Source organism: Streptococcus parauberis NCFD 2020 (genome assembly GCF_000187935.1).
GTDB classification, from domain to species: Bacteria; Bacillota; Bacilli; order Lactobacillales; family Streptococcaceae; genus Streptococcus; species Streptococcus parauberis.
The window spans coordinates 1,723,533-1,750,397 of the sequence record NZ_AEUT02000001.1; the positions used below are offsets into that span (position 1 = coordinate 1,723,533).

The 26,865-nt window shown below is 31.1% G+C and carries 28 protein-coding genes and 1 pseudogene; 11 read left to right on the forward strand and 18 right to left on the reverse strand.

What is annotated here, in order from left to right; genetic code table 11:
- Positions 1-303 precede the first annotated feature (303 nt).
- The 3 genes from SPB_RS08625 to SPB_RS08635 are packed head-to-tail and all read left to right on the forward strand — an operon-like array spanning position 304 to position 3,159.
- A complete protein-coding gene (locus SPB_RS08625; protein ID WP_003104837.1) occupies positions 304-855 on the forward strand; it encodes a helix-turn-helix transcriptional regulator in 552 nt (183 codons plus the stop codon).
- 30 nt (positions 856-885) lie between these two features.
- Positions 886-2,571, forward strand: a complete 1,686-nt coding sequence (locus SPB_RS08630; RefSeq protein ID WP_003103484.1) for an AbiH family protein — start codon at positions 886-888, stop codon at positions 2,569-2,571.
- Between the two features lie 57 nt (positions 2,572-2,628).
- Positions 2,629-3,159 (forward strand): 2'-5' RNA ligase family protein, encoded by a 531-nt coding sequence (locus SPB_RS08635; RefSeq protein WP_003105759.1) that lies wholly within the window; start codon positions 2,629-2,631, stop codon positions 3,157-3,159.
- Positions 3,160-3,970: 811 nt separating this feature from the next.
- On the opposite strand, the gene SPB_RS08640 is transcribed toward SPB_RS08635, so the two are convergent.
- The 10 genes from SPB_RS08640 to SPB_RS08685 form a co-directional block, all read right to left on the reverse strand.
- A complete protein-coding gene (locus SPB_RS08640; protein WP_003104963.1) occupies positions 3,971-4,255 on the reverse strand; it encodes a hypothetical protein in 285 nt (94 codons plus the stop codon).
- A 17-nt stretch (positions 4,256-4,272) separates the two neighbouring features.
- Positions 4,273-5,106, reverse strand: a complete 834-nt coding sequence (locus SPB_RS08645) for a PTS system mannose/fructose/sorbose family transporter subunit IID (RefSeq protein ID WP_003105289.1) — start codon at positions 5,104-5,106, stop codon at positions 4,273-4,275.
- A 1-nt stretch (position 5,107) separates the two neighbouring features.
- Positions 5,108-5,959, reverse strand: coding sequence for a PTS mannose/fructose/sorbose/N-acetylgalactosamine transporter subunit IIC (locus tag SPB_RS08650; protein WP_003104340.1), 852 nt, complete (start codon positions 5,957-5,959; stop codon positions 5,108-5,110).
- Positions 5,960-5,973: 14 nt separating this feature from the next.
- Entirely contained in the window at positions 5,974-6,468 is a 495-nt protein-coding gene (locus tag SPB_RS08655; RefSeq protein WP_003103258.1) for a PTS sugar transporter subunit IIB, read from the reverse strand.
- A 26-nt stretch (positions 6,469-6,494) separates the two neighbouring features.
- A complete protein-coding gene (locus SPB_RS08660; protein WP_003105353.1) occupies positions 6,495-6,935 on the reverse strand; it encodes a PTS sugar transporter subunit IIA in 441 nt (146 codons plus the stop codon).
- Positions 6,936-7,058: 123 nt separating this feature from the next.
- Positions 7,059-8,351 (reverse strand): ABC transporter substrate-binding protein, encoded by a 1,293-nt coding sequence (locus SPB_RS08665; RefSeq protein ID WP_003102582.1) that lies wholly within the window; start codon positions 8,349-8,351, stop codon positions 7,059-7,061.
- Between the two features lies 1 nt (position 8,352).
- The gene (locus tag SPB_RS08670) at positions 8,353-9,024 is read right to left on the reverse strand and encodes a response regulator transcription factor (protein ID WP_003105653.1); all 672 of its coding nucleotides are present in this window, start codon (positions 9,022-9,024) and stop codon (positions 8,353-8,355) included.
- The gene (locus tag SPB_RS08675) at positions 9,002-10,339 is read right to left on the reverse strand and encodes a sensor histidine kinase (protein ID WP_003105836.1); all 1,338 of its coding nucleotides are present in this window, start codon (positions 10,337-10,339) and stop codon (positions 9,002-9,004) included. Before SPB_RS08675 ends, SPB_RS08670 begins: the two co-directional genes overlap by 23 nt.
- Positions 10,339-11,304, reverse strand: coding sequence for a substrate-binding domain-containing protein (locus SPB_RS08680; RefSeq protein ID WP_003105075.1), 966 nt, complete (start codon positions 11,302-11,304; stop codon positions 10,339-10,341). Before SPB_RS08680 ends, SPB_RS08675 begins: the two co-directional genes overlap by 1 nt.
- A gap of 33 nt (positions 11,305-11,337) precedes the next feature.
- Positions 11,338-12,132 (reverse strand): Cof-type HAD-IIB family hydrolase, encoded by a 795-nt coding sequence (locus SPB_RS08685; RefSeq protein WP_003105795.1) that lies wholly within the window; start codon positions 12,130-12,132, stop codon positions 11,338-11,340.
- Between the two features lie 170 nt (positions 12,133-12,302).
- On the opposite strand from SPB_RS08685, the gene SPB_RS08690 reads away from it, so the two are divergent.
- Both SPB_RS08690 and SPB_RS08695 read left to right on the forward strand, forming a co-directional pair.
- Positions 12,303-12,659 (forward strand): DUF8485 domain-containing protein, encoded by a 357-nt coding sequence (locus tag SPB_RS08690; protein ID WP_003105010.1) that lies wholly within the window; start codon positions 12,303-12,305, stop codon positions 12,657-12,659.
- Between the two features lie 81 nt (positions 12,660-12,740).
- Positions 12,741-13,842, forward strand: a pseudogene (locus SPB_RS08695) (IS256 family transposase).
- Positions 13,843-16,273: 2,431 nt separating this feature from the next.
- Here the strand turns inward: SPB_RS08695 and SPB_RS11600 are convergent.
- Positions 16,274-16,444 (reverse strand): lactococcin 972 family bacteriocin, encoded by a 171-nt coding sequence (locus SPB_RS11600; protein ID WP_003104165.1) that lies wholly within the window; start codon positions 16,442-16,444, stop codon positions 16,274-16,276.
- A 448-nt stretch (positions 16,445-16,892) separates the two neighbouring features.
- Here SPB_RS11600 and SPB_RS08705 point away from each other — a divergent pair, with 448 nt between their 5' ends.
- The 3 genes from SPB_RS08705 to SPB_RS08715 all read left to right on the forward strand — a co-directional run bounded on the left by SPB_RS08705 (position 16,893) and on the right by SPB_RS08715 (position 18,938).
- Complete coding sequence (locus SPB_RS08705) at positions 16,893-17,360, forward strand: DUF2975 domain-containing protein (protein ID WP_003103306.1); 468 nt, start codon at positions 16,893-16,895, stop codon at positions 17,358-17,360.
- 12 nt (positions 17,361-17,372) lie between these two features.
- Positions 17,373-17,588 carry a helix-turn-helix domain-containing protein gene (locus SPB_RS08710; RefSeq protein WP_003105649.1) on the forward strand — a complete coding sequence of 72 codons (216 nt, stop codon included), beginning with the start codon at positions 17,373-17,375 and terminating at the stop codon, positions 17,586-17,588.
- A gap of 201 nt (positions 17,589-17,789) precedes the next feature.
- The gene (locus SPB_RS08715; protein WP_003105908.1) at positions 17,790-18,938 is read left to right on the forward strand and encodes a DUF4153 domain-containing protein; all 1,149 of its coding nucleotides are present in this window, start codon (positions 17,790-17,792) and stop codon (positions 18,936-18,938) included.
- Positions 18,939-19,018: 80 nt separating this feature from the next.
- On the opposite strand, the gene SPB_RS08720 is transcribed toward SPB_RS08715, so the two are convergent.
- The gene (locus tag SPB_RS08720) at positions 19,019-19,585 is read right to left on the reverse strand and encodes a methyltransferase family protein (protein WP_003104783.1); all 567 of its coding nucleotides are present in this window, start codon (positions 19,583-19,585) and stop codon (positions 19,019-19,021) included.
- A gap of 19 nt (positions 19,586-19,604) precedes the next feature.
- Positions 19,605-21,479 (reverse strand): heavy metal translocating P-type ATPase, encoded by a 1,875-nt coding sequence (locus SPB_RS08725; protein WP_003105468.1) that lies wholly within the window; start codon positions 21,477-21,479, stop codon positions 19,605-19,607.
- 84 nt (positions 21,480-21,563) lie between these two features.
- Here SPB_RS08725 and SPB_RS08730 point away from each other — a divergent pair, with 84 nt between their 5' ends.
- Positions 21,564-22,337: a MerR family DNA-binding transcriptional regulator gene (locus tag SPB_RS08730; protein ID WP_003104564.1), complete on the forward strand. Its 774-nt coding sequence runs from the start codon at positions 21,564-21,566 to the stop codon at positions 22,335-22,337.
- A 396-nt stretch (positions 22,338-22,733) separates the two neighbouring features.
- Here the strand turns inward: SPB_RS08730 and SPB_RS08735 are convergent, their stop codons facing one another.
- The 3 genes from SPB_RS08735 to SPB_RS08745 form a co-directional block, all read right to left on the reverse strand.
- Positions 22,734-23,333 carry a DUF2812 domain-containing protein gene (locus SPB_RS08735; protein ID WP_003105464.1) on the reverse strand — a complete coding sequence of 200 codons (600 nt, stop codon included), beginning with the start codon at positions 23,331-23,333 and terminating at the stop codon, positions 22,734-22,736.
- A gap of 1 nt (position 23,334) precedes the next feature.
- Positions 23,335-23,655 carry a PadR family transcriptional regulator gene (locus SPB_RS08740; protein ID WP_003103385.1) on the reverse strand — a complete coding sequence of 107 codons (321 nt, stop codon included), beginning with the start codon at positions 23,653-23,655 and terminating at the stop codon, positions 23,335-23,337.
- A gap of 123 nt (positions 23,656-23,778) precedes the next feature.
- Entirely contained in the window at positions 23,779-24,351 is a 573-nt protein-coding gene (locus tag SPB_RS08745) for a DNA-3-methyladenine glycosylase (RefSeq protein WP_003103982.1), read from the reverse strand.
- A 195-nt stretch (positions 24,352-24,546) separates the two neighbouring features.
- Between SPB_RS08745 and SPB_RS08750 the strand changes: the two genes are divergently transcribed.
- Positions 24,547-24,864: a MazG nucleotide pyrophosphohydrolase domain-containing protein gene (locus SPB_RS08750; protein WP_003105066.1), complete on the forward strand. Its 318-nt coding sequence runs from the start codon at positions 24,547-24,549 to the stop codon at positions 24,862-24,864.
- Positions 24,861-25,421, forward strand: coding sequence for an LOG family protein (locus SPB_RS08755; RefSeq protein WP_003104687.1), 561 nt, complete (start codon positions 24,861-24,863; stop codon positions 25,419-25,421). Before SPB_RS08750 ends, SPB_RS08755 begins: the two co-directional genes overlap by 4 nt.
- A 30-nt stretch (positions 25,422-25,451) precedes the next feature.
- Here SPB_RS08755 and SPB_RS08760 read toward each other — a convergent pair whose 3' ends face one another.
- Entirely contained in the window at positions 25,452-25,799 is a 348-nt protein-coding gene (locus tag SPB_RS08760) for a cyclophilin-like fold protein (protein WP_003105703.1), read from the reverse strand.
- A gap of 30 nt (positions 25,800-25,829) precedes the next feature.
- A complete protein-coding gene (locus tag SPB_RS08765; RefSeq protein ID WP_003102852.1) occupies positions 25,830-26,825 on the reverse strand; it encodes an alpha/beta hydrolase in 996 nt (331 codons plus the stop codon).
- Between the last annotated feature and the right edge of the window lie 40 nt (positions 26,826-26,865).

The following is a 26,865-nucleotide window of genomic DNA, read 5'->3' on the forward strand; positions in this document are numbered from 1 at the left end:
AAATCAAAGAAAACTTGTGTGCTACGCTTAGAAACTCTTCTCCTGACTTTTTTAAATTTGTATCCAGATAAAGTTTCAATACGTAAACGCCATTTCTTGATTGTACTAACCGACTTGTTTGTTATTAAAGCTATTTCTTTATAATCTATAGCATCACCACCTTTATTAAATTTTAAATTATTTTTTTATATTATAATTTATTTAATTACATTATACATCGTTATTTTAAATTGTCAACAAAAGCTTATAAAATTATCAAAATAAATGTTATAATATAAATATAAATTTTAAGGAGCTTTTATAATGATTGAAAACTTTGCACCTAATTTAATTCGTTTACGGAAACAAAAAGGACTATCTCAAAAAGAGTTAGCCCAAGAACTAGGTATTTCATCACAAACTATTTCAAATATCGAAAATCAAAGTGCTTATCCAACATTTACAAATTTAGAGAAAATTGCTGGATTTTTCAATGCTTCTCCAACAGATCTATTTGGAACACCACAGCAAATTCAATTAGAAAAAGCTGTGTTTGAAACAGATGAATATAGCGATAAAGCGAGTACCATTCTAAAAGCAAGTAATGCTATCTCCGAATTAGAGTACGATAAAAATTTCCAAAACTTAATTAATGATCTATTATTCCTTACTAGAGGTTATCAATTATATGATTCAAGAGGAGAGGAATTGTATAGAGATAATGATGGAAAACTAACAACTGAGGTTGAAGAAGCAATTGAAATGGCTAGAGGAAATGCACCTTTAGACCTAATCTTAGGTTCGGAAGAAAAGATTAATGAGATGTTTGAAAAAGTTCGATATATCTCCGATCATTTTGATATTGAAAATAAATAAAATATAACGGAAGAAATTATAATTAAAGTTATGAAAGAAAAAAATATATTAATTATTGGTAATGGATTTGATCTTGCACTGAAAAGAAAAACTAAATATGAAGATTTCATTAAGTTTGCATGCCAGATAGTTGGATTTCCTGATAGAGACAAAAAATATATAAGTCTATCCGAAACATTTTCGTTTGCAGTTTCACCAGAAACTATCTTGGAAAGTTTTAACTCAAATAAAAATGTCTTAACTTATGAAATTATTGAAAAAATTATTAATTTATACAGTGATAGATACCCAGGTCTTAATAAAAATAATTTGAATTTTATTTATGATTATAATTTAATATTTTTTCAGGATGCAACTTTTATTGGGTACGACGAAACGATAGAAAAATATGTTTCATTATTCAGTGATAATATTCAATTCCCTATGGGAGAAACTGATTATTTTATTGAATTTATTCATGATACATTTCAAGACCTTTGGATAACTTATAAAGATAGTAGTATTTATTTTGAATTATTACTAGATATAGTTCAGACTACCAACTTTTTTAAAGACAATTATTCCAAATATACTGAAAGTTGGTATGAAAACAATAAAAATATAAAAGAAGTTAATGACGATAAAATTATTAATTCGTACCGAGCTTTTTTCGATCAATTCTCTGATAACATTATCCTTAGATTCATACTTTTAAATAAACTAAAAATTGATAATTGGAATAACCTTGAAAGTCAAATTTCACAGTTAGCGAGTGGAATTACAATAATTAAAGAAAGCCTTAAAGAACAAGATCTACTTTTTATATATAACGATATCAATTCTCAAACAGATTATGATAAATTACAATCTGCTAAAAACTATTTCCAAAACTTTCAAAATAGCAGTCATATATCTTTTATTTTAGAAGAATTGGCATATCAAGATAACTCTGATGAAATTTCAATTTATAGTATATTAACTAGATATAATCATAGAGTAGAACAATCATTAAATTCATTAACCTTACTACTAGAATTTTATCTATTTTATCTTGATAATATTGAAGATAAAAAAGAAATTATTAAGAATAATGGCGTCAATATTATTGATAACTTTGGGAAAATAGATAATATATTGACTTTTAACTATACTGATACTGCTGAACAGAAATATAATTTAGACAAAGAATCTATTCACTATATTCATGGTAGACAAAATTTCATTGAGTCTTCAATAGATAATAATCACCTGGTCTTTGGAATTGAAGATAACGATAATATCGTAAACAACGATCTAGTTAATTATCAAAAAACTTTCCAAAGAATTATTAAAAAAACAGGTTTTAAATATAAGAAGTTTATTGATCCAAGTTCATTAAAAAATTTTGATATTTGTAGAATCATAATTTTTGGTCACTCACTTGATATTCTTGATAAAGAAATTTTTTTAGATTTTTTTAATAAGGATTTTCAAAAAGTCACAAAAGTTGAATTTTTTGTACTTTATTTTGGAAATGATGACCTAAAATCTAAAGTAAGGAACTTATCAACTTTTTTAGGAAAAGATACATTAGTTAATCTTTCTTCAGAAAACTATATTCATTTTATCGACACCTCCAATTTTCATAAAGCTGAAATTGAAATAAAAGAGGAAATTACACGAAATAATAGAATGTTTCAACTAAAAGTGATAAGTAAAAGACAGAACTATCAAAACTACAGATCTATAGTAAAGTAATTTTGGTATAAGTTATCTTAAATATTATTTTGATATATTTAAGAAAGGGAGATAAATATGTATGCAATAATAATTACTTTTGACAATAATACTCAAAATTTTATCAAATCAATTTGGAAAGATCTTAGAGACAACGATCTTTCAAACTATGGATTTGAAATAATGGATCGAGAACCCCACTTAACTTTAGCCTCATTCTCTGAAAATTGTAGAGAAAGTGAATTAATAAATCGATTCGAAAAGTATAATCTTCCAAATGGTTTTCCAATTAATTTCGTCTCAATTGGATCTTTTTGCAAAACAAATATTTTATTTCTGAGTCCATTTTACAGTCAGCAATTAATTTACCTACACAATAATGTAGCTAAATTCTTCTCAAACTACATTGATGTTAATTCAGTTTACTCAATAGAAAATTGGGTTCCTCATTTAACAATCGCCAATCGTATTGCATCTAACAAAATTAAAGAGCTTTTTAGTTATTGTTTAAATAAAATAATAAATCTAAAATCTCAAATTACAGAAATGAAATTAATAAAAATCAATCCAAATGGAGATGTTACTATTTTAAAAACTAAATATTTTTAAAATACCGTTTATAAGTTTTGAAGTTTGCTAATTTCATTTTTCAAATTTAATTTAAAGTGATATATGACAATGAATAAATTAATACAAGAACTAAACGAAAATTTATATTGTCCCCTTTTTGTCCCACATTATTTTTCTGATAACAATTTTTCAAAAATTCAGCAAAATAAAAAGCCTTTAAAATCAGCATTCTTAATTATTATTATCACAAAAATTTGTAGGAAATCGTTGTAGGGGGCATCTTACAATATATTTATTAAATTATATAAAAATTATTATCTAATTTACAGTCTTGTTGCCTTTATTGGTAAAAATATATACAAATAAAGACAATACTATTTTAGGTGAATAGCTAACTGTCAATTAGACAGTCAAATAATATAAGATAAGTTAAGCAATCTGATTCCTGAATTCTTGAGGAGTTAGGTAGTTTAATTTTGATTCATAAAGTTATGTGTTGTAGAATTCGATGTAACGTGCCACATCTTTGAACAACATTTACTCCATGTTTTTTAAAGTTTTGTAATCGTCAGAAAAGTTGATTTAATGCCATTCTTGATTCAATAAATTAAATTTAGATCACTTAAATTTATTTCAATAAGACAAAAAATAGAAAAAGACAGTATTTATTTGTACAAAAAAAAGCAATACTAAAAAAGTATTAGTTTTTTAGTATTCATTATCATCATTAAAAACAACCTCAGGTTTTAACATAAAAATAAAAGATCTACCATAAATTGATGGTAGATCTTTTAGAAAGAATTTTTAAATGATAGATCATTAATTTAAATATTAAGGAGATTAATAATATTTACACACTTAATTTCTTTTCAAATTCCATAATTATCATATTAATATTTCTTTTACCATTATAAATTCCACGACCAATTACTATCATTCCTAAAACACTTATTAATAAAAGCACAATTTCAATAACTTTAAAAATAGAATTTTGATGAAGTAAAATAAATAAAAGAGCTACAGCAACACTGGAGGTAAGTAATAGTGTTGAAAACCAGCGTTCTAGATTTTCTATCATATGTTTTTGATAGCTGATTTCTGTTTCATATCCTTTAACTACATTTTTATCAGTCATTGACTACTCCTATAAAATTAATAACTTAATCCTGGATTGAAAAATCCAATTAAAACTCCTACAAAAGCTACCACGACCAAAAGTAACATTACTTTTAGTGGAGACATTTTCTTTTTAGACATCAACCACCAGCAAAGTACGATGAATATAGCTGTTAGTAACCCAGGATAGACAGCGTCTAATTGATCTTGCAGAACTAGAAATGGTTTTTTCCCACTTCCAAGTGTAAATGATGTTCTAACAGAAACCCAGGTAGCTGCAACTGCGCCAATTACCATTCCACCTACAATACCTATTGCTTTCCTAATTGCAAGACCTTGAGGCCCTACTAGAAATTCAACAGCTTTATCACCTAGTTCATAGCCTTTAAAGAATGCAAATTTCATACCGAAATAAGCTAATAAGTTCCAAACAATGATATAGAAGATTGCACCAACTGGTGAACCACCTTTTGATAGGCCTAATGCTATCCCAAGTAATATAGGAATCAAAGTTCCTACAATTAAGGAATCCCCAATACCTGCTACTGGCCCCATTAAACCAGCTCTCATAGCATTAATAGCTTCATCGTCAACAGCTTCACCATTTGCTCTTGCTTCTTCTAAACCAGCAGTTATACCTACTACTACGGTACCTAACTGAGGTTCAGTGTTGAAGAAAGCAGTATAGGTTTTCATTGATTCTTTTTGTTTCTCTTTGTCATCATACAATTCTTCAATAATTGGTAACATTGAAGTTAAGTATCCAAAAGTTTGCATATGCTCTTGTGAGAAACAAGTTAAATGGCCATAATACCAATGATGAAAAGCCTTATTTAATGTTTTTTTAGAAAGTTTTTTCTTTTCTGCCATTTTAGATATCCTCCTCTTCATCATCAATATATTCTTCAGATGCTACCTGTTGATTTTTAGGATTTAATTTAATCATATCTAATTCATAAAATAGGAAAGCAAAGATTAGTGAGATCACAGCACTAGAAACAAGATTTAATCCAAGTGAAGCTGCTAATGTAAAACCAACAAAGAATGGAATAAAGTCAGTTACTTTATCAACTAGTTGTTTTAATAAGATAGCAATCCCTACACATGGTAATAATGCTCCAACAGTGAATAAAGTTTTCATTGCAATACCATCCATTGGTAAAGCTTGTTGAAGTGAAGTAACTGCAGTGGATCCTAATTTACACATAATTAGTGTTGGTAGAAATGAGAAAATAAAATGTGAAATCCAAGGATACACCCAGTCTACTTTATAAAGCTTATGAAACTCACCATCTTCAACAGCTTTCCAACCAATATGTTGCCAAACCAGATTAAGTGTTGCTGTACCATAAAATAAAACTGTACCAATAGTACCAACTAGAGTTCCCATTGATTTTGCTAAATCAGAAGCTTGACTTGATTCTAAAGAAAGCCCTTGAGATTTTATAGCAATCATTGCAAGTGGTATTCCAATATATGAAACTGCACGAACGTCCGCTGAGACTGTTCCTCCAGGAGTAACTAGGGCAATATATACCAATTGCATAGCTACACCACATATAATTCCTAATTTTAAATCTCCTAAAATTAAACCACAAACCAAACCACCGACTAATGGTCTACCCAAAGTATAATTCCCAATACTTGATCCACCCATACCAGGCATTGATGCAAGACTAGCAAATATTCCTAGAATAGTCGCTTGAAACCATGATATTGTCATATCCTTCTCCTTTATTAATAACCAAATTTACTCTTGAAATTGCTCCAATATCCAATTGATACATCAGGTAATAGTTGGAATTTCACTTTATAACCCATTTTTTCAATTTCTTCAAAAGCTTCTGCTTCTTCAGGTGTAATTGATTGGTTGTTTCCAAGCTTAATAGTTCCAGGACGATCATTTGCTGGACCAACGATGATTTCTTTAATATCCCCAGGTACGAATTTATTATCAACGAGTATTTTTTTCATATCTATTGGATTTTTTGCAATAATAAAATATTGTGTATCCGAATCCAAAACTTTTTGCGATTTTTTATTAAAATCTTCTACGGACCATACAAATGTTTTTTTATCTGAAGCTCCCTTAAATGCTTGTTTAAGGACATTACTATTTGCAGCTGCATCATTAACTGCAATCAACCCATCGCATGGGTATTCTTTTGCCCAACGAGTTACCGTTTGACCATGGATGATTCTATCATCAATTCTAACAAATGATACTGACATTCTTTTATCCTCCTAAAATCATAGAATTAGATGAAATCTTCTTCATCCTCTTCTGCTTTTGCATCACTAATTTTAAATTCCTGAAGTGCAGAATGTGATTCTGATAAAATATTGTCGACAAAATCATCACCCTCAGAAATATCTTTCATAACAGTAGCAGTTATAGCCATCGTTAAATTCATACCACCAAGTACGACTGAGTTATCTAATAGTCCCTTTTCATCTAAATAGTTTAAAGTTGTCGTAAGAGGACTTCCGCCAATAATATCTGAAAGAATTATAATTTGATTCCCCAGACTAATATCAACTAATTTTTTAGATAAAGTCTTAGAAAAATCATCTACTGACTGTCCTTTTTTTAGACCAACAGCGATAACCTGATCCATTTTATCTTCAACAAACATAGATAAAGAATCTCTAATTCCCTCTGAAAATTTTCCATGGCTAACTAGTAGAATATATTTCATTTTGTTCTTCCTTTCATCTCTTTCCTTTATTTTAATATTATTATTTATAAGATATAATTGTTAAATGTCACGAATTTAATATGACAAATGTCATAAAAAAACAATAACTAATTGTTATTGTTTTTATTTTAATAATAAGTTTAATCTCTTTTCGATATTTTCAATATCAAAATCTAAAGTTCCTTTTTCAATAGAATTTTTTATTAAATAATCTGCTTCTTCATAAACTAAATTATATTTTTTAAACTTTTGCGTGGAGAAACCTGAAGACATCATCTGGTCTATTGTAGTTGAAACTAATGAATTACTTCCAAAATTATCTTTTTGCAGTATTTCTTGTGTTTCTTTAGATTTCATTGTACTTTTTAAAACTGATACACCTTGTGAATGGTTCATTAATTCTTGTTGTGTTACTTTATCATTTGATAAAAATTTTAAAAATTTCCATGCTTGTTTTACATGTTTTGTACGAGCTGAAATAGCAAACAATGATGTATCTACCTGGGTAGTCTGATCTTTCGAAGTTTGACTTGGCATTGGTACACAGGTCCATTCAAATCTTGAATATTTTGAAATATGATAGGGGTATGGCTTATACGTTCGATATTCTGCCATTGACATTGGCCTAAAGACAACTTTCTCTTTATCAAAATCTTCTACAGAAACCTTATTGTTACCAGTCAAGGTATTGATGTCTTCAATTAAATTGAAAGCTTTTCTAGTTTGGTTTGTATTTAAATTTATTTTATCTTTAGTAAATATATTGCTATTATAAGCTGCCGTTGCATAATACCAATTGTAACCAACAATACCAAACTGATCAAAGGTACCATCATTATTAGTATCTTTTGTTGTTGATTTAATACTGTTAAAAAAATTCTCAATCGACCAGTTTTTTTTTGGAATACTATACCCGGACTTCTCTAGCAAATCTTTATTAATACACATCATCATCGGATTACTTTCAAATGGTAGTGCATACTGAGAATTTTCATATTTTCCAGCATCAAACGCTACATTATAATAATCTGTTGGGTCAATATATTTGTCAATACTACTATCAAGATTTTTCAACGCTCCTATTGAAGCTAATAAATTGAAATCTTTATCTGGAACTAAAAATATATCTGGTTGTTCTCCTTTAAGGAGTTTATTTGACAACCAATCAGAATAATCTGTTTTCCTTATTCCACTCTCATATTCAATTTCAATACCTGGGTTTTCTTTTTCAAACCTGCGTATGGCATCATCTATAACTTTATTTTCTTTTCCCTGTGGAACACCCCAACTTGAACCTTCCTGTATTCCTAACGTTAGAGTCACCTTCTTTGGAGTGAAAATAAATTTGTAAATTCCACCGAAAAATATAATGAGAATTATCAGTATAGAAATAGTATAAAGTTTATTTTTTTTCACTTTATTCCTCCAAATTTCGTGTTGTCACTCCAGTCTGGACAGCCCAAATTGCTAATTGTGTCCTATCTCTTAAATTAAGCTTTGATAAAACTGTTGAAAGATAGTTCCGGATAGTTCCTTCTGATAAATATAGTTTATTTGAGATTTCTTTATTTGAAAGTCCTAAACCAACTTGTTGAATTATTTTCCAATCCATCTTAGAAATATTCTCTATTTCAGTTTCTTTTACCTTTATTGAACTTGTATTTTGGGACATTTGAGAAAATGCCTTAAATACTTTTGTTGCTATGTCTGGATTTATCATTGCTCCGCCATTGTACACAGTTTTTATATCTTCATGAAGTTCTGACATCGAAACACCTTTTAGAAGGTAACCTGAGGCACCATGCTTTAAAGCAGAAAAAATAAATTCATCATCATCAAAAGTTGTTAAAATAATAATCTTTATATCTGGATATCTATCTTTTACCTCCTTTGTGCAAACTACTCCATCCATTTTTGGCATTCTGATATCCATTAATATGATATCTGGTTTATTACATTCAATTTTTTCTAGAACCTCAAAACCGTTCGAGGCTGAACTAACAATTTCAATATCATTATTTGCTGATAAAATGATCTTCAACGATTCTCTTATCAATTCCTGATCATCAGCTATCATAACTTTTATCATTGGATCCCCTTATTTTTTTTGGAATACGTATAACAGTTTCAAAACCATTTTTAGTATTAAAAGTAATTTCTCCTCCTATAATCGCAAGTCGTTCTTGCATTTGCATTAAGCCATAACCATAAACTATTTCTTCAGCTCCGATGCCATTATCTTTAATAAACATCATATAATCTGCATCTTCTACCATATCAATAATTACTTCTGAGGCATGTCCATGTCTTAATGAATTTGTTATAGACTCTTGAATAATCCTAAAAATAATATCTTCTACTGCGACCGATAAATCTGCAGTCGTCCAATTATAATTTAGTTTTATTTTTATATTTGAAACACCTTCAAATTCTCTAATAATTTTATTTAACGCATCTTCAAGTGTTCTTCCCTCAAGAGCATCTGGCCTTAGTTTATTTAGAGACCTTCGAACATCAACAATTCCTTCTCTTACAACATCAGATACAATATTAAGTTGGGATTTAGCTTTATTAGAGTCTATCTCAATTAACACCTTAACAGCATCAATCCCTGCAGATATTCCAGTTAAAGCATGACCTAATGTATCATGTATTTCTCTGGAAATCCGTTTTCTTTCTCTATCTACCGCAACTTTCTCTGTTATGGCTATATAGTCATTTAACTCCCCGTTAACTCGAGATACCATACGAAATTCTTCTTCTAGTTTATGTTTTTCCGTAATTGAGTATATAATATAAGAGATAAGTGAAGTGATAAATACTGTAATATTTAAAGAATTGATGAAATTCTTAACAAAAATTAATGAGATTCGTAAGTAATAAGGTAAGTAACTTATGTATACATTTATATCAGGAAGTCTCACAAAAGTTGACAACACGCTGTTATCAGTAATTAATAATAAACCAAAACTAAGTACTAAAAAAAATAGCCAGTATTTCTTATCTAACAAATCGTACATATCATTGGAATGATAGAAAACATTTGAAAATACAAGAAGTAGAAAACCATTATATGAGAATTGTAGGCTAAATAATAAACCAAATGACACTATAAGTTCACAAATAATCCAAATATCTAAAATTTGAATATCATTTTGAGGCTTAATATAATCTCTATAAAAAATCAACAAAACTAAAACAAAAAATAAAAACAGTGATAAGTAAAGTATAACTGTTGGATTAGTGTTTAAGGTTGTTAGCTCCTCCAATAATGATCTGCTATTACCCTGTATAGTTATATACTCTGTTGAGAATTTGTAAACTAGGGAATAAAATATAACCGCAACAAAGTTTATAAATAATAATAGAAATTTACTAACTTTTATATACTTTGATTTCCCCATCATTGCCACCCACTAATATTATTACTAGAAACTGATTGCTTAGTTATCAACTTCACAGGAATAACAGTCATTTTTGGAACTTGATTTTTCTTCGAAACCAAAATAGAAAGTTCTGCTGCTTTCTTACCCATTTTAATTGGTGACTGAGATACCGTTCCAGTGACCTTTTCAGTTGTCTGTAACAGATTTTTCATATCAGGAGAGCCGTCAACACCATAGATGAGAAATGATTCTTTTTTTTCACTTTTTTCAATTGCAGCTACAGCACCTATTGCTGCTTGATCATTTAAAGCCATTACAACATCAAATTTTTTCCCAGAATTTAAGACTCTTTCTACTTCAGGCATGGATATCTCCGTTTGCCCCATCGTTTCTATCCTTGAAATAATCTGATATTGCTCTTTATTATTCATTGTATTGGTAAAACCGGATATTCTCTCCTCACTTGAATTTGCACCCCTATGTTCCAATATCAAAATATTTGCATTGGATTTTCGCTTTATTAAATCTTTAGCGATTAATACTCCTGCATTATAATTATCGGAAATAATGGTAGAAGTGACTTTTACTTTTTTGGAAAGCTCACTATCAACTACAATAACTTTAATCCCTAACTTTTCTGCTTTTTTTACTATTTCAATCGTTGCACTATCATCACTTTTTACTGGATTTAAAATAATAACGTCCATATGATTTTTTATGAAATATTTTATTTGTTTTACTTGCTTTTTACTATCTAATCCCGGATCTCTAGTATAGACATTTCCACCAACTGCTGATATATTCTTTTTAATTTCTTCATTGATAACTGCGTAAAAAGGATTATTCATGGTCATATAAGTCGTTCCGACTTTTAATTTTTTGGAACTATACTGTTCAACTTTTTTATTAGTTAGTATGATACTCACTGAAACTGTCAGTATCATAAACATAAATATCCATAAAAGTTTTTTTACTGATTTCATATTACTCCAAAATTTCGTGTGTGATATAAGTTACTAAGGGTACATTTTTTCTAAGACTTCAGCAATTCCATCGAAATTATTACTATTTGTTATATTACCAATTAATTGCTTTACTTCTTGTGGAGCATTTAACATAACATACCCTTTTCCAACTGTTTGAAGCATATCGATATCATTAAAATTATCACCAAAAGCAATTGTATCTGTTAGATCAATATGATAATAGTCAGCTAATATTTTTACAGCTTTCCCCTTATTGATTCCTTTTCGCATAATTTCCAAATAATATGGGGTAGACTTTGAACATGATAAATCTGGAAATTTTCTCAACAAAATTTTTTCACATTCTATTATTTCATTTGTATCACCCATAATCAATAATTTATGAACTTCTTTTAGTTTAGAAATCTCATTGATAGTTGATTCATTTGAATGAATATCAACAATTTTTTCTTCACGTTTTATCCAGAAATTTTCTTTATCTTGTGATAACCAATTATTATTACTATATACGTTCCAATAAACATTTTGGGAACTTTCTTCTATAAAAGTACATAATTGAATTACTTCTTCTAAATCTATAGTGATTGAATCAATGGTCTCACCATCTTCATTTTGAATTAAAGCTCCATTATATGAAATAATTGGACTATTTTCAGAGATGTTATTAATTAAAGGTTCTATAGCTAGGGGCATTCTTGCTGATACAGGCACAAATAACGTATCATTAGCAATAGCCCTCTTAAGAGATTGTACTGTCCTTGGCGTCACCTCTAAACGATCGTTTATTAAAGTCCCATCAATATCACTGAAAATGATTTTTTTCATGTACATACCTCCATTCTCTTTACCCACAATTTTAACACTATTAAACTACAGAATCTAGTTACGATTGTCATTTTTTCTAAGACTTAGTCTGTTCTTTGGCTATACTATAGGTAGAGAAACAATCAGTATTTAGGTTGCTTTTCTAAATAGATTTATACAAAGGAGAAATAATGTATAATTTGGAACCCAAAGTTATTAACCATAACCAACATTTACTAGCCAAAAATGTAAAAAAAATTAGTCAAAAAATAAATAAATATATTAAAGAAGGTAAAAGTATAGTAATTGAAACATATCCTGGTGTTGATAAAAAGAAACTGTCCAACCTTTTATCTTTACTGTTACCTTTGATAAAAATTTTTAATTCTGAAGACTTTTTAATCGATAATGAAATCATTGAAGCCAATATTCAAAAATTATTAGATGAAGATAGAGTTTTTGGCAGAATAACTAACAATATAATAAATGATTTCTTTTCAAAAAATAGATTAGAAGAGTTTGCTAAGCAAAGTAATCAGGTAGTGTAAAATATCTTGTGTAAACACAAAAAAAGGAATAAATCCTGTATGGTATACTTACAATATTTCTCTAGAATGAGATTTATTCTCATGACTCAGTTTGCCACCAAATTACTTAACTTCCTAGCACAAAATTAGATGTTGAAGAATTCATTCGTTCCTCTTAAGTAATAGCTATGAATGACTAATTGCAGGTTGAACTCCCAGCTTTCCTTGGACATGAGCTATATGAAAAAAAGGTTACAACTCTGGTACTAGCCGTAATGGGACTATTTCTCGACAGTTTGAAACGAAGTAGGGGCAGTAATTTTTATAATCCTAAAAAATCGAATCGGTAAATTTTCACCAGTTAATCGCCATATTATGCTAAAAGATATGGTGATTAAACTCTATCAGACTGGCGTTACGGCACGGGAAATCAGTGACATTGCTGAGCGCATGTAGGCTCCCCATTACAGTCCAGCAGCTGTTTCAAATATCACAAAAGTGACCCAAGAAAGTATCTCTGTCTTTCATGAGCGTTCACTTCAAACTAACTACTCAGTCTTGTATCTGGACGGAACTTACTTTCTCTTGCGATGAGGTACGGTCAGTAAAGAATGTATTTACATTGAACTCGGTAACACGCCTGAAAGGAATAAGTGGGTCTTGGCTATGAGATAAATAATATCTCTTTGAAGGAGCTTATCAATCGCCTTCAAAAACACGGACTAGTTTATATTATCCAACAAGAATATCCACTAGCTAAACATCAGTGTTATATGGTTCATATAGGTCGTAATGTTGGCAGTAAAGTCAAGCGAGCACATAGATCACTTATTCTGAATTAGTTCAAACAGATTTATCACACCACAAATTTACACGAAGTTACTAAAATATTAGAGCAATTTGTCTCTGAATGGAAGCCTCGTTACAAAAAGTTCATGATATCACTTGAAACAAAGGAAAATTTCCACACCGTATTCCAATTTCCACATCACATTTGGAGTAGTACATACTCTAAAAAATTGATTGAATCGCTAAATTAGGAAATCAAACGCCAAAACAAGAAGAGGGGTAGTTTTTTCAAATGAGGAAGCTTTAAAACGATACCTTGTAAGCTTTTTTGATGAATCTAAGGCTAGGTTCGGATATCGTATTCATAAAAAGCTAAATAAAATGCTGTGATAACCTTGAATGTTTATTTGAATAATATTTGCAAACTCTGCTTGTGTACTACATAAAATTATTGGCAGTATCACTTACTAATAGTTCCATCATTTGAAAAATTGACTCAATTAGGTGATAAAACTTATAAATTATTCTTAGATAGATTAGTTAGTTTGTGAAGTACAATTTTTAACAATAGTTAAAAAATATTAGGTCATACCGAGTTCAAATTTACTAACTATAATGAATGTATTTCTTAATAAAAAGTTGCATGAAAAGAAATTTTGTGGATAATTAACTGATACTTCAGTGCAACAATCAGCAACACTAACTCTATTCCATCAATATTCCAAGCTTCTTCTAATTGATTAGCAGATATTGCACCCCCTCCCCAAAAAAAATCTCTGTGAAAATTCCCCTAGTTCTCTCCTTTTATATTTAGATCTATGACATTAAATACATAAAATCACCTACATTTTTTGTACAATGCTTAAATTAGAAAATATAAATAACTAAAAAGCTTTTGTTCTACCACTGTTCTACCAAAACATTTTTCCTACATATAAAAGAGTGACAAAACCTTGATAATTTAATATTTTTATTTCCTAATTTATTAAAATTCAACTCATTTTAGGCTGTAGGGGGCATAGTGTAATTATCAAAAAAGCCTTTTATTAAAGGATTTTTGCTTGTCTAAAGAGGATTTGTCCCCGAAATAATTTTTGATGGGATGTTAAATAAAGAATTTAATACTTTTTAAAAAAATAGCTAACACTTGATAATAATAATAAAATTAACACAAGGTGATACAATCGGAGTATTTTCACCTTCATCACCTGCGACGTAATCGGTGTAATATTTAAACTATAGAAAAAGTCCCATCTTCTTGAAGACCCACTGCATGAACTAGATCAAAAAATTCTTGAATTTTGACCTGCATATTATCTACAAACAACGAATCTTGTATAGTTACCTCTGGGGCCAATCTTATTTGTTATTTAGCACCTTTACAGTAGACATCAACTACTAATTGCTGGGCACGATAAAATAACATCTTTTCTGTCTCAGAATCATTTTTTTTAAACAATTCCTTTTCTTTTTCAGTAGTATAAATATAACATTCTTCAGGACTTCTAATTCCTGCATCTGAGCCATTTTTCTAGTTAAACAACACCCATGAAATTTCCATATTTGTGTTTTGTCCTATTTTATTTTAGTATTTATTTTACCATCGTTATCATATTAAAACAAAGCATCCTAGCAATTAACTGCTAGGATGCTTTGTTTTGATGTGTTCTATTTGAGAGATTTATATTGAATTCAATTTACACTAATAAATATCAGCGTTATTATGGGAAATTTTCAAAAGAAATTTTACTATCTTATTTTATGACATAAATCTTTATCTATAATTTATAAAAAACATTTAAGACTATCTCCAGTATACAATTATCCAATTTAAGTAAGAATGATCTCATCTGAAGCACCTTCTTGATATTTATTTTATAGTCATAGAAACTTTTTTATTACACCTCTTATTTTGGAATTCTTTAATTAAAAAATCTAATCAAAATACCACCTAGAATTAAAAGGTATATCCTTACTAACTGACATTGCTTTAGATCAAGATGATAATAATCTTGTAAAAGTTCCACTAAAAACAGAAGATGACATTTCTTTTTTTATTAGTTATGCGTATCCCGAAAATATTCAACTAAACGACACATTAATAACATTAATAAATCTTTTTGAAAAAATTACATAAATTAGTATATTATAGAAACCATCAAGAAATAACTAATCCCTTTATGTTATTGCATTTAAAGCGTTAATAAAATTTAATTACAACGTGAATTATTAATATATTAATAAGAACTAATAGATCATAAATTCTTTTATCAATAAATAGAAATAGAAATTAAAATATGATGCAGTTTTTCTTTTACTCTACCAAAATATTTTTCCTACAAATTAATGAGTGATAAAACCTTGATAAATCTGCCTTTTCAATTCTTGATTTAATCAATCTTAACTCAATTACGTCTGTAGGGCAGATTTATATAGGCGCTTTCGTCAATATTATAATTGTTTTAGATATTAAAGATAATAAAAATAAGAGTACTAATAAATTATTAGTACTCTTTCTACTTTCATTTAGGAGATTGAAAAATGAAAGATCTTGATAACTACGAAAAATATTTTTATTTTTTTTATTCCAATTTTAGATTATCAAATTATTATTTCAATAAGCTATCTTCTTTTTTAATTTCTGTTGGTTCAATAAACGTTATATTTCTTTGATAGAAATGATAAATATTTCATCATTTCAGTTGAATTTTGTCTTTGATCAGTTAGATAAAAATGGACAATATAGGGACTATCTTCCATATTGTTAATTCGATTTATTTCTTGTGTTCGAAAAATGTTTATGATAAGTAAGCTGATACATAGTGTAATGACAATGCAAGTAGATTTCACAATTTTGCCCATAGATTCCTCCACATAACCAGAAAGGATCTTCTAGCAGTATGACTCCTATTAGGATGATGGTAATTAGAATAACCATATGTTCCAGTATATCCCACACCGTAATGCCAAGTTTCTCCATCAACAGAAGCTGCCAATACAGTTCCTGAAATTAGCATTCCTACAAATAAAAGGGCGACAACTAAACTCTTAACTTCCTCTTCACTTATTTATTTGTAGTTTATATTTATTTTTAAAAAGATTTCAACCACAATTACAAAATAATAATTTTTCGGCTTTTTAATAGAACATTTTAAAAAATTCATAAAACCAACTTATTGACCTAATGGAATGAAGACGGTCATCCAAGGTACTACCCTTGCTTCTAATTCAGTTTATTCATTTTTCAGATCCTTTTAATTACTTACCCATTCATCTTACTATACGAAATTTATTCTTTTTTTTACAGAAATACTTCCATCAATTTTTTAACTTTTCATAAAAATTTAACCAAATTCATTATTTTTATCGATTTTCAATTATTTTTTTCTAAAAAACGATATTTTTTTATTGATTATCGATATATTTGTGTTATACTGTTGTCAATATGAAAGAGGAGATTCAATTATGAACACAAAAACTTATGAAAACTTTAGCATCCTTTTAACTAAGATTAGTTTGATTGCACTTTTTATTGGTGCTGTCATTCTTCTTTGCACTGGAACTTGGGTTGTTGACCTTGTTGTCGTATACCCCTCACCTTTTCTACAGGGTACTCAGCGTTTCATGACCATGCTAATTTTGGGCTATGGAATTGGTTTTCTTTCTCTAATTTTCATTTATCATATTTATCAATTGGTTAGTCGTTTTGCTAAAAATCTAATTTTTACTGCTCAAAATGTACGCAGTCTCCAATTACTTGGTTGGGAAGCGGCAGCCATTACGCTACTTTCCTTAATCATTGGGGTAACTTGCTATATTCCCGTTCTTTTGATTACTGCCGCAGGAATTGCCCTAACCCTTGTCATTCGGGTCATCCGTAATGCTTTTGGGAAAGCTGTCGAATTACAGGATGAAGTTGATTTCACGATTTAAGGAAGGACCATTATGATACGTATAAATTTAGACCTAATTATGGTGCAAAAGCACATCAGCGCTGGCCGGCTTGCCGAACTGATTGATCTGACGCCCGCCAACCTCTCGATTTTGAAGAACAACAAGGCCAAAGCTATTCGTTTTTCGACCTTGAATGCCCTTTGCCGTGAATTGGATTGCCAACCTGGCGACATTCTAGAGTATGTCCCTGACGAAGAAAGTGAGTAAATTTGCGTGAACCCTCAACCTTTAAACCGCAAGCACCTGTCCCCACTCTACATCAACCAACACCCCGATGCCGACTTGAAACACTTTAAACTGGGCGCCCTCCTTAGTTTTTTCCCGGCTTATTTCTATATCGTGAACCTCTATCAGGACAACTACTTTTACCTTATTTTGTCTTGTATACTGATAATTCTAATCGTGGAAATGAATGTAGCCAAATTTAACTATCGAGAACTGTTCAAGCAAAAAACTGCTGAGGATTTTTTGCTCATAAGTGCCCTACTCGTACAGATTGTAGCCCTAGCCATTTGGGGAACCTTCGAAGAATTAGTACTCTTTCAGATGGTCAGCTTACACATGACCTTCCTTTATTATATTTTGTCCAGAAATAACAGCTTCATTCAAGGTCGATTTGGAAGTCTCTTTCTGATTGATGCCTGGCGTGGCTTTTGGATCATTCCAGTTAAGAATTTTCGATTCAGAAAAAATATACTAAAAGTGCAACTTCCAGACCAACATTTGAAAATGAAAATCACACCAGCTTTAGTTCTGATTAGCATAGGAACCTTTTGGGTTGCTATTGGTGTCGTTCTCTTTGCCGTTAATCAATTGCAAGCTGTCTCCGAAAATTTCAAGTTACTCACAACTAACTTCACTGACCTTTGGGGAGTATTCTTTTCAAAAATTCATTGGATGGATTCCATCATTGACTTTATGGTCTATCTACTCTTTTCATTGCCTTTAGGCGCCTATATTTATGGCCTTATCTTTGGTCCACTAATTCGCAAGGCGGGTAAAAAGGCTAACTACCAAGCTATCCAGGCAAAAATCAATCGAAACCGACTTTTACCTCTATTTAGTAGTTATATTGTAATTGGTAGTCTCTGCTTTATCTACACTCTCTTTTTAGTCATTAGTTTCCTGGATTTGCAATCCCTCTTTCAAGTGCATACCATTAGCCCACAAAATGCCTCACATACAGCCGTATCAGGTTTCTGGCAGCTAGTCCGCGTCGCTCTTCTTAACTTTGCGACCCTAGCTGTTTGCTACTTCTTCTCAAAAGTAGCAGTGTGGAATAAAAAAGCAGGAAAAATTCTATTAACCATTCTATTTGGCTATACCCTAGCCTTTGCACTTTTGGCCTCATGGAAATTATTTGGCATCTACATAGCTCTCTATGGTATAACACCACTTCGCTTAATCTCAGGCTGGTTTATCACTGTCCTCATCTTTTGGACAATGTTAACCATCATCAGAATCCACAAACTCTTCCTAGCCATCCGTTATGGTATCTTTTATATCATTATAACTATTACAATACTTCCTTATTTATTTGCGATGTATTTAAATTAGAAGGATGAAAATACAGACAAAAAGCCTTTAAATAAAGGCTTTTTGTATATCTATACGGGAATCCTAAAATGCAATATTCTTTATAAATAGCGTCTTGTTTTTTTATAATAAGTATCATATTCTTTTTGGAACATTTTTCGTAAATGTTTTTCTTCACTTAACACTAAATAATGTAAAGAGAGTGTGTCAACTAAAATGAGTAGAACCATCATAGCATCACCAATGAGAAATAAATAACCACAATTGAATAAGAAGAAGCCTAGATAGGCTGGATTTCGAGAATAGGCATAAATTCCTTTAGTTATAAGGGTTGTTCTATCAGATTTTTCAAAGCCCACGCGCCAACTGTCTTTCATTTCAGAGACACTTAGACCAAATATGACAATTCCTAATATAATTATGACTATACCAAGAGTATAAAATCTATTATCTACATGATAATCAAAGAAAAGTTTATATATCTGATAAAGAACTAAAGAAAAAGCTATTCCAGACATAAATTGTTGTGCAATTTTTTCTTTAGAGTATAATTTTCCTTGTCCTAAATGGACTGCTTTAATCTGTTTTCCTTTTAAAAAATGTAATTTGCCAAAATAAATACTATAAAATATGACAAATAAGAGTATAATAAACAACCGAAATAGCATAACACCTCCCATTAAGTTATTATTTTCTGAGTAATCTTAAACTATTAATTAAAACTAATAATGTCGACCCTTCATGCAAGGAAACACTTTGAACAACTGTTAAATTGCTAAAAAATGTAAAAATAACTAAGAGAAGAACTACTATCATAGACAAGGCAACGTTTTGAATAATAATCTGTTTCAAAGATTTCGAAAGTTTGTGAGCAATTATGAGTTTACTCAAATCATTTTTCATAATCACAATATCAGCAGTTTCAATTGCCACGTCGCTTCCATCTCCCATTGCAATCCCAATATCGGCTTTTGCTAGTGCTGGCGCATCGTTTACTCCATCTCCAACCATCGCTGTCAATCCATCTGCCTTTTGTAGTCTCTGAATCAAATTTGATTTTTCTTCAGGTAAAACATTTGCCTTAACATCATCCATACCCATTTGACTAGCTAATGCTTTTCCAGTTTTTTCAGAGTCTCCTGTAATCATAACACTTTTTATTTGATTCTTTCTCAAATAATCTAAAAGTATGTGAGCAGATTCCTGTGGTTTGTCTTGAATTGCGATGTAACCACAGACTTGATGGTCTATAGCAACAAACACTACGGTAGCCCCCTTACTTTCTTGAGTTTCTTTTGCACTAAGCCATTTCTGAGGGACGTTATCAAAAATACTAGGCTTTGCAATTTGGTAAAGGGCACCTTGGTAGTCAGCCGTTAAACCTTCACCAAGTTTGTTTTCAGTTTTAATAACCATAACAGGTTTGACCTTTTCCGAAAAGTAAGAACAAATAGCCTGTGCTAGGGGATGGTTTGATTGTTGCTCCATTCCTAAAATAATGGTCATTAGTACTGCCGTACTTACCTGACTTGGCTCTAAATCGTAGTCGACTATTCTCGGCTTGCCAGCAGTCAGCGTTCCTGTTTTATCAAATGCTATGGCTTTGACATCCTCTAAGCTTGAAAGAAAAGCTCCTCCTTTGAAAAGAATACCTTCTTTGGCTAAATTCGATATGCCGGCCAGTGTCGCTGGAATAGCGGAGACTGCCAATGCACATGGAGATGCTGAAACCATAAAAATCAAACCTTTAGTCAGTGTTCCCATAAGTGTCCACCCAAACAAGTTAGGTCCCAATAGTAAGAGCAGAACAAATATAATTAACACAGTTGTGACATAGATAGGTTCAAAACGTTCTATAAAACTTGCTGTCGGTGATAAGTTCCCTTGAGAGGCTTCTACTAAACGGATGATTTTTGCAAAAACTGTATCCTTGCTATCCTTAGTAACCTTCATTGTAAAACTTGTGTTCCCGTTTATGGTTGATCCAAAAACTGTATCACCAATTCTTTTTTCTCGAGGAATAGATTCCCCATTAATACTTGATTCATTTATGCTTGCTTGACCCTCAGTGATAACCCCATCCGTAGGAACTTGAGCGCCATTTAGTACTTGCAGTTGATCCCCAACTTTTAAACTTTCGACAGCCACTAAAGCAATTGAACCATCACTCATTATTTTTCTTGCTTCAGTCGGATTAAGCTCTAAGAGTGCCTTTATCTCTTTTTGACTTTTTGACTCAACATATTCTTCTAAAAAGTGAGCTCCTGCAAAGATAAAAATTAACAAGGCCGCTTCTATTGCCTCCCCGATAAATATTGCTCCGAGTGCAGCAATTGTCATTAAAATGTGTGTATTTGGTAAAAATTTTTTTCTGCTTAGTGAGTTTGTGACTGTGTCAGATAAACCCTCCCACATCACATGAAAACCTGATATCAAAATAGCTATCATATAGATAATTGTTTTAAATTGAGTTGGTAAAGGAATGATAAGGCCAATCATAAAGAGGACAACCCCAAAGAAGTATAATTTAATTTCTAAATTTAATTTTTTTAATTGTTTCATCTTTTTCTACCTCTGAGTCGTAATTATGATATACTAGAAGTATAAACCATACCGTCACGGTAATGTCAAGGGTGAGGTAAAAAAATGCACTCATTATTAACAATTGGACAATTAAGTAAACTTTCTGGAATTCATATCAAGGCCCTGCGCTATTATGAGAGTATTAATATTTTAAAACCAACATATATAAATCCTCAAAATGGTTATAGATATTTTCTATTTGCTACAATTGATTATGTAAAATTGATTAAAATCTGTGCAGACTATGGTATTCCCTTAAAAGAATTTACTCAATTTATTGATAAAGATGGTCAGATTCATATAGCTGAGCTTTTACAACAAGCAGAAGAAAAAATTCGTTTAAAAGAGTTAGCTATCAAAGAAGACAAATATCAGATAGAGCAATTTAAAAAGCAAATAAATCTGTCAAATCAACTAGACCATAGCTCACATTATCATATCGAACCTGGTGATGAAGACTACTTCCTTGAATCCACGGACGCCACTATTTTATCTGAAGGTTATTATCACGGAATTCAGAAAATGATTCTGGAAATTAAGAAAAAAAATCTAATATTTGATCAACGAATTGGTATCTTTATGGTAAAAAATGAGGACCAATGGAAATCTTTTCTTGCCTGTAAAGTTCAAAAATGTAAAAAAGACAGTTTAGTAAAAAATATTATTTGTCTGAAGAATAGTCATATTCATGCTGAACATATCACTAAACATAATCTTGAAAATAAAATCAAACAGTTATCAAATGAACAGAACATTACTAAGATCTTGTTATTAGAGACTATTGAAGAGCCCTATAATTTTCAAACACCTCATATTGAATTAAGATACTTTATCTAATTTAACTTAACTCTCTTAATATCACTTTGATGAACAACATTTCTTTAAAGTATGATGAAAATTTAATACATAAAAAGCCTTTTAACACTGCTTTCAGAATGAAGAAAAAGTTATTTCTCTTCATTTTTGAATGTTTAATTTATAGTATGATAGATACTATAAGAAATTACTTTTAAACAAGAAAATAGAAACTAATTCAATTAGTAGAAATTATCCTTAATTGAATCAAAGGAGTCTTATGACCTTTTCTACAAACCGTTCGAGAAGGAAGCAAACATAATAATTGAAACATAAAAAAGAAATTAAATGACATGAATTCCTACATTTATGTACAATATATTTTTAATCTAGAGTTAACAAAAAAGCCTTTAAATAAAGGCTTTTTTTTATTAATAATTATTTCTTACTTTTGTGTGCTCGCCCCAAATAATATATACCAGCTATAAGAAAGTAGAATATAGGTAAAACTCTAAGGAGAACAAATGGAGTTTCAAAGAGAAATCCTAGCCAGAACATACGTCCTTCCATGCCCCATAAGCCCTGAGTTAAGTACCATGATTGAGGATTTATAAGATTAAATTGAGTTACTCTCATTAACAAAAAGAAATAAATAATAAAGACAAAAGCCATTTCACTAGCATATTTGTAGTAACTATTCACCATGGCCTCTTTTGATTCTGGATCAGAGAAAATTTCGGAATTTTCTCGGGAATTAAGTTGTTGGAAATAATGAAGTCCACCCCAACGGCTGCCCGCAACATGTTTCCAGCCACTATCTTCAAAGAGCGTTACATAATCTAAAAATTTATCTTTTGACATGTATCTTTTATAATCCATTCTTACTTTCTTATCCCGACTAGATTCATCCTTCTTAAAATAATAAAGCGAGGGGATAATTGAACTGACTCCAGATAAAGAGTAACCCTTTTCTTGAATACTGTTTAACCATTCTTCTTCTTTAGTCATCGAATTAAAATAAAGTTTAAATTTTATCATCTCACTTATCTCCTAATCTTAGTTGGTTGGTTAAATTAACCAGATATTTTAAACGATTAATTTCAAGATTAACCATTTCTTTACCTTTTTCAGTGATAATATAAACTTTCCTTCTGCTATCCTCACTAGGAACAGATTTGATCCACTTTTGTTTGAGTAAATTTTCAATAGCTCCATACATGGTTCCTGCAGCAATTCTAACGTCACCATTACTCATGTCTTCTACCTTTTGCATAATTACATAGCCATGTGCAGGTTCTAGTAATGCTAGTAGAACATAGAAAGTTGTTTCAGTTAGTGGAATATTTTTATCTCTTTTCATTATATCACCTCAATGTACAGTTTAACTTTATATTTATATTATATACAGTTTAACTATATAAGTCAACTGCTTATTAAAAAATATTATAATCTAACAAAAAAGCCCCAATTATAGGCTTTTTTCTTATCTCCACGTCTCCCGATCAGGAACCAAACCCCGTTTGCGAATTCTCGAAACATGCTGATTGCCTGCTACATAAAAACAGAGTGGCGCCTCGCGCCAGAGGTCTGTACATGTCACGCCAATTCTAGCACGACTGGCAATTTTTTTCGGCTTAAGACTTGGCCTAAGATGCAGGGCGCAGTTTTCACTATCTTGCCCATCCCAAGCTCGAGTGATCCCAAAAAGTCGAGTCAGTTTGCCCGGCCCATTGCCTTCAGGCAAACCATCAGGCGTTTCTAAAGCTCTAATAAGGACTGCTTCAGGGACTTCTTTCTCTCGCGTCACTAAATTAAGCATGTTGTGCCCATGAATCTGATAAACATACCAATGACCCGCTTCCAGATACATGGACTCATTTTTGGGAGTCCGACGTCCTTGGGCACTGTGACAAGCACTGTCAAAAGCACCTAGATAAGCCTCGGTTTCGACAATCCGCCCTAGCTTCTCATCACCTAAATAGAGTTCCATCCCAAGCAAAGCCTTGGCTGCTCCTTGCGTATCCGTCAAAAGTAATTTTCTAAACCACTGGTCCATCGTTAGCACTCCCCACCTTTTTATTACACTTACTATATCTCACTTGCTTAACAAAATGCAAGGATCAGCTGTGCTTTAGAGTCAATTCTAATAGATGGAATATTCGACAAAAGACGAATAATTTTTCATAAAAATAGTTTCTGATGGTACAATATTACAATATTTGATAATATTGTACTAATTTTGGAGGTATCTATGGATATTAAAGCTTATCAGCAATGGGTCAGTGATTTTTACAAGAAGCGTCACTGGTACCAGTACAACCCTTTTATCCGCAGTAATTTTTTGACTGAGGAAGTCGGTGAACTTGCGCAAGCTATTCGCAAATATGAAATTGGACGGGATCGTCCGGACGAAACCACCAGGACTGAAAGAGAAAATCTAGAAGATATTAAGGAAGAACTAGGAGATGTGTTAGATAATATTTTCATCCTAGCTGACTTGTATCAAATATCCTTGGAAGACATCGTCCAAGCCCACAAAACAAAATTAGAAAAGAGATTTGAAGAGTGAACATCACAATTTTTTGCGGAGCGAGCACAGGCAATAACCCTATTTATGGTCAAAAAACAATCCAGCTAGCTGAATGGATGGCTGAGACAAAACATAATCTTGTTTTTGGTGGTGGAAAGATTGGTTTAATGGGAATCATGGCAGATACGATTATTGCCCATGGAGGCCACACAACTGGTGTCATGCCTGCTTTTTTGAAGGATCGGGAAATTGCTCACGCGGGTCTAACCGAACTAATTATTGTCAACAATATGTCAGACCGTAAAGCAAAAATGATGACCTTAGGCGATGCCTTCATAGCCTTACCTGGAGGCCCAGGAACACTCGAAGAAATATCAGAAGTCATTTCTTGGTCTCGTATTGGTCAAAATGATAGTCCCTGTGTTCTCTATAACGTCAATGGTTATTTTAATGACTTGAAAAATCAGTTTGACCACATGGTTTCAGAAGGTTTTCTCAGCCAAAAAGACCGTAATAAGGTACTCTTCACAGATGATATCTCAAAAATTGAGAGCTTTATCACTGATTATCAAGCACCAAGCATCCGTAACTATTAAGAAAAAAGCCTTTCACAAGGCTTTTTTCTTTTAACTTGTTAATGTTAGAAGTAATTCTTCATTACTTAATAAGTCCACTATTTGATTGTCAGAAAGCTTAATTCTTCCTAATTTCGTATAAGACCAGCTATTTTGTCCGTAAAAGATAACAATATTATTGCCATTATAAAGGACAATATCTCCTACTTCTGTTTTTATATGTTTATCACTTCTCGGATAATTCTTTCCTAAAAATCCGACTTGTTCAAAACCACCATATTTTTCCATCTTTACGTTAATTGGACTTTTTTGAGCATCTTCATTCAAGGTATACACAGCCTGATTTAATTCCCAATCAACTGGGATGTCATTGTCTTTAATTTTTAATTTCATTGACATATTACCTACTCTCTTCGATAAGCTTAAATATTAGTTTAAATAATTCTCAAAAAATTGTTCTATTTTATCAAATGGTATAACATCAGTTTGATCGTATAAATCAGTATGAGAAGCCCCAGGGATAGTTAACATCTCTTTATTCTCAATATAATTACTGTTAGTAATCATATTATCAAATGCATCTTTTCCAAAATAATAACTATGTGCCTGGTCACCATGAATAACTAGTACTGCACTACGAATTTCATTACTATATTGTAAAATTGGTTGGTTCAAGAAAGACATCGTTCCAACTACATTCCATCCCTCATTAGAATTTAAAGATCTTTCATGATAGCCACGATTAGTTTTATAATAGTCAAAATAATCTTTCACAAAAGACGGAACATCTTCTGGAAGGGGATCAACAACGCCTCCTGCACGCGCATAATCTCCATTTTTATAATCAAGAGTTCGTTGATGATTTAATAATTTTCGTGTTTCATATCTTGCTTTTTCGCTATCATCTGCGTCGAAGTAGCCTTTAGCATTAACTCTTGTCATATCATACATGGTAGAAACAAGTGTTGCCTTTATACGTGTATCTAAAGCAGCAGCATTAATTGCCATTCCACCGAAGCCACAAATACCTATTATTCCTATTTTATCAGTATCAACAAACTCATGAGTAGACAGAAAATCTACAGCTGCTTGAAAATCTTCTGTGTTAATGTCAGGAGAAGCCATATTTCTTGGATAACCTCCGCTTTCTCCTATGAAAGAAGGATCAAAAGCAAGTGTTGCGTACCCTTTTTCAGCCATTATTTGAGCATAAAGTCCGCTTGATTGTTCTTTAACAGCGCCAAATGGACCTGACACTGCAATAGCTGATAATTTCTTGTGCTCTTTATTTAAAGGAAGATAAAAATCACCTGCAAGTGTAATTCCGTATCGATTTGTAAAAGTAACCTTCTGATGTTTTACAGCGTTACTTTTTTCAAATGTTTTATCCCACTTTTCCTCTAGAACTAACTTTTCTTGTTGCATAATTAATATCCTCCATATCTGTTTTACAACATCTAATATT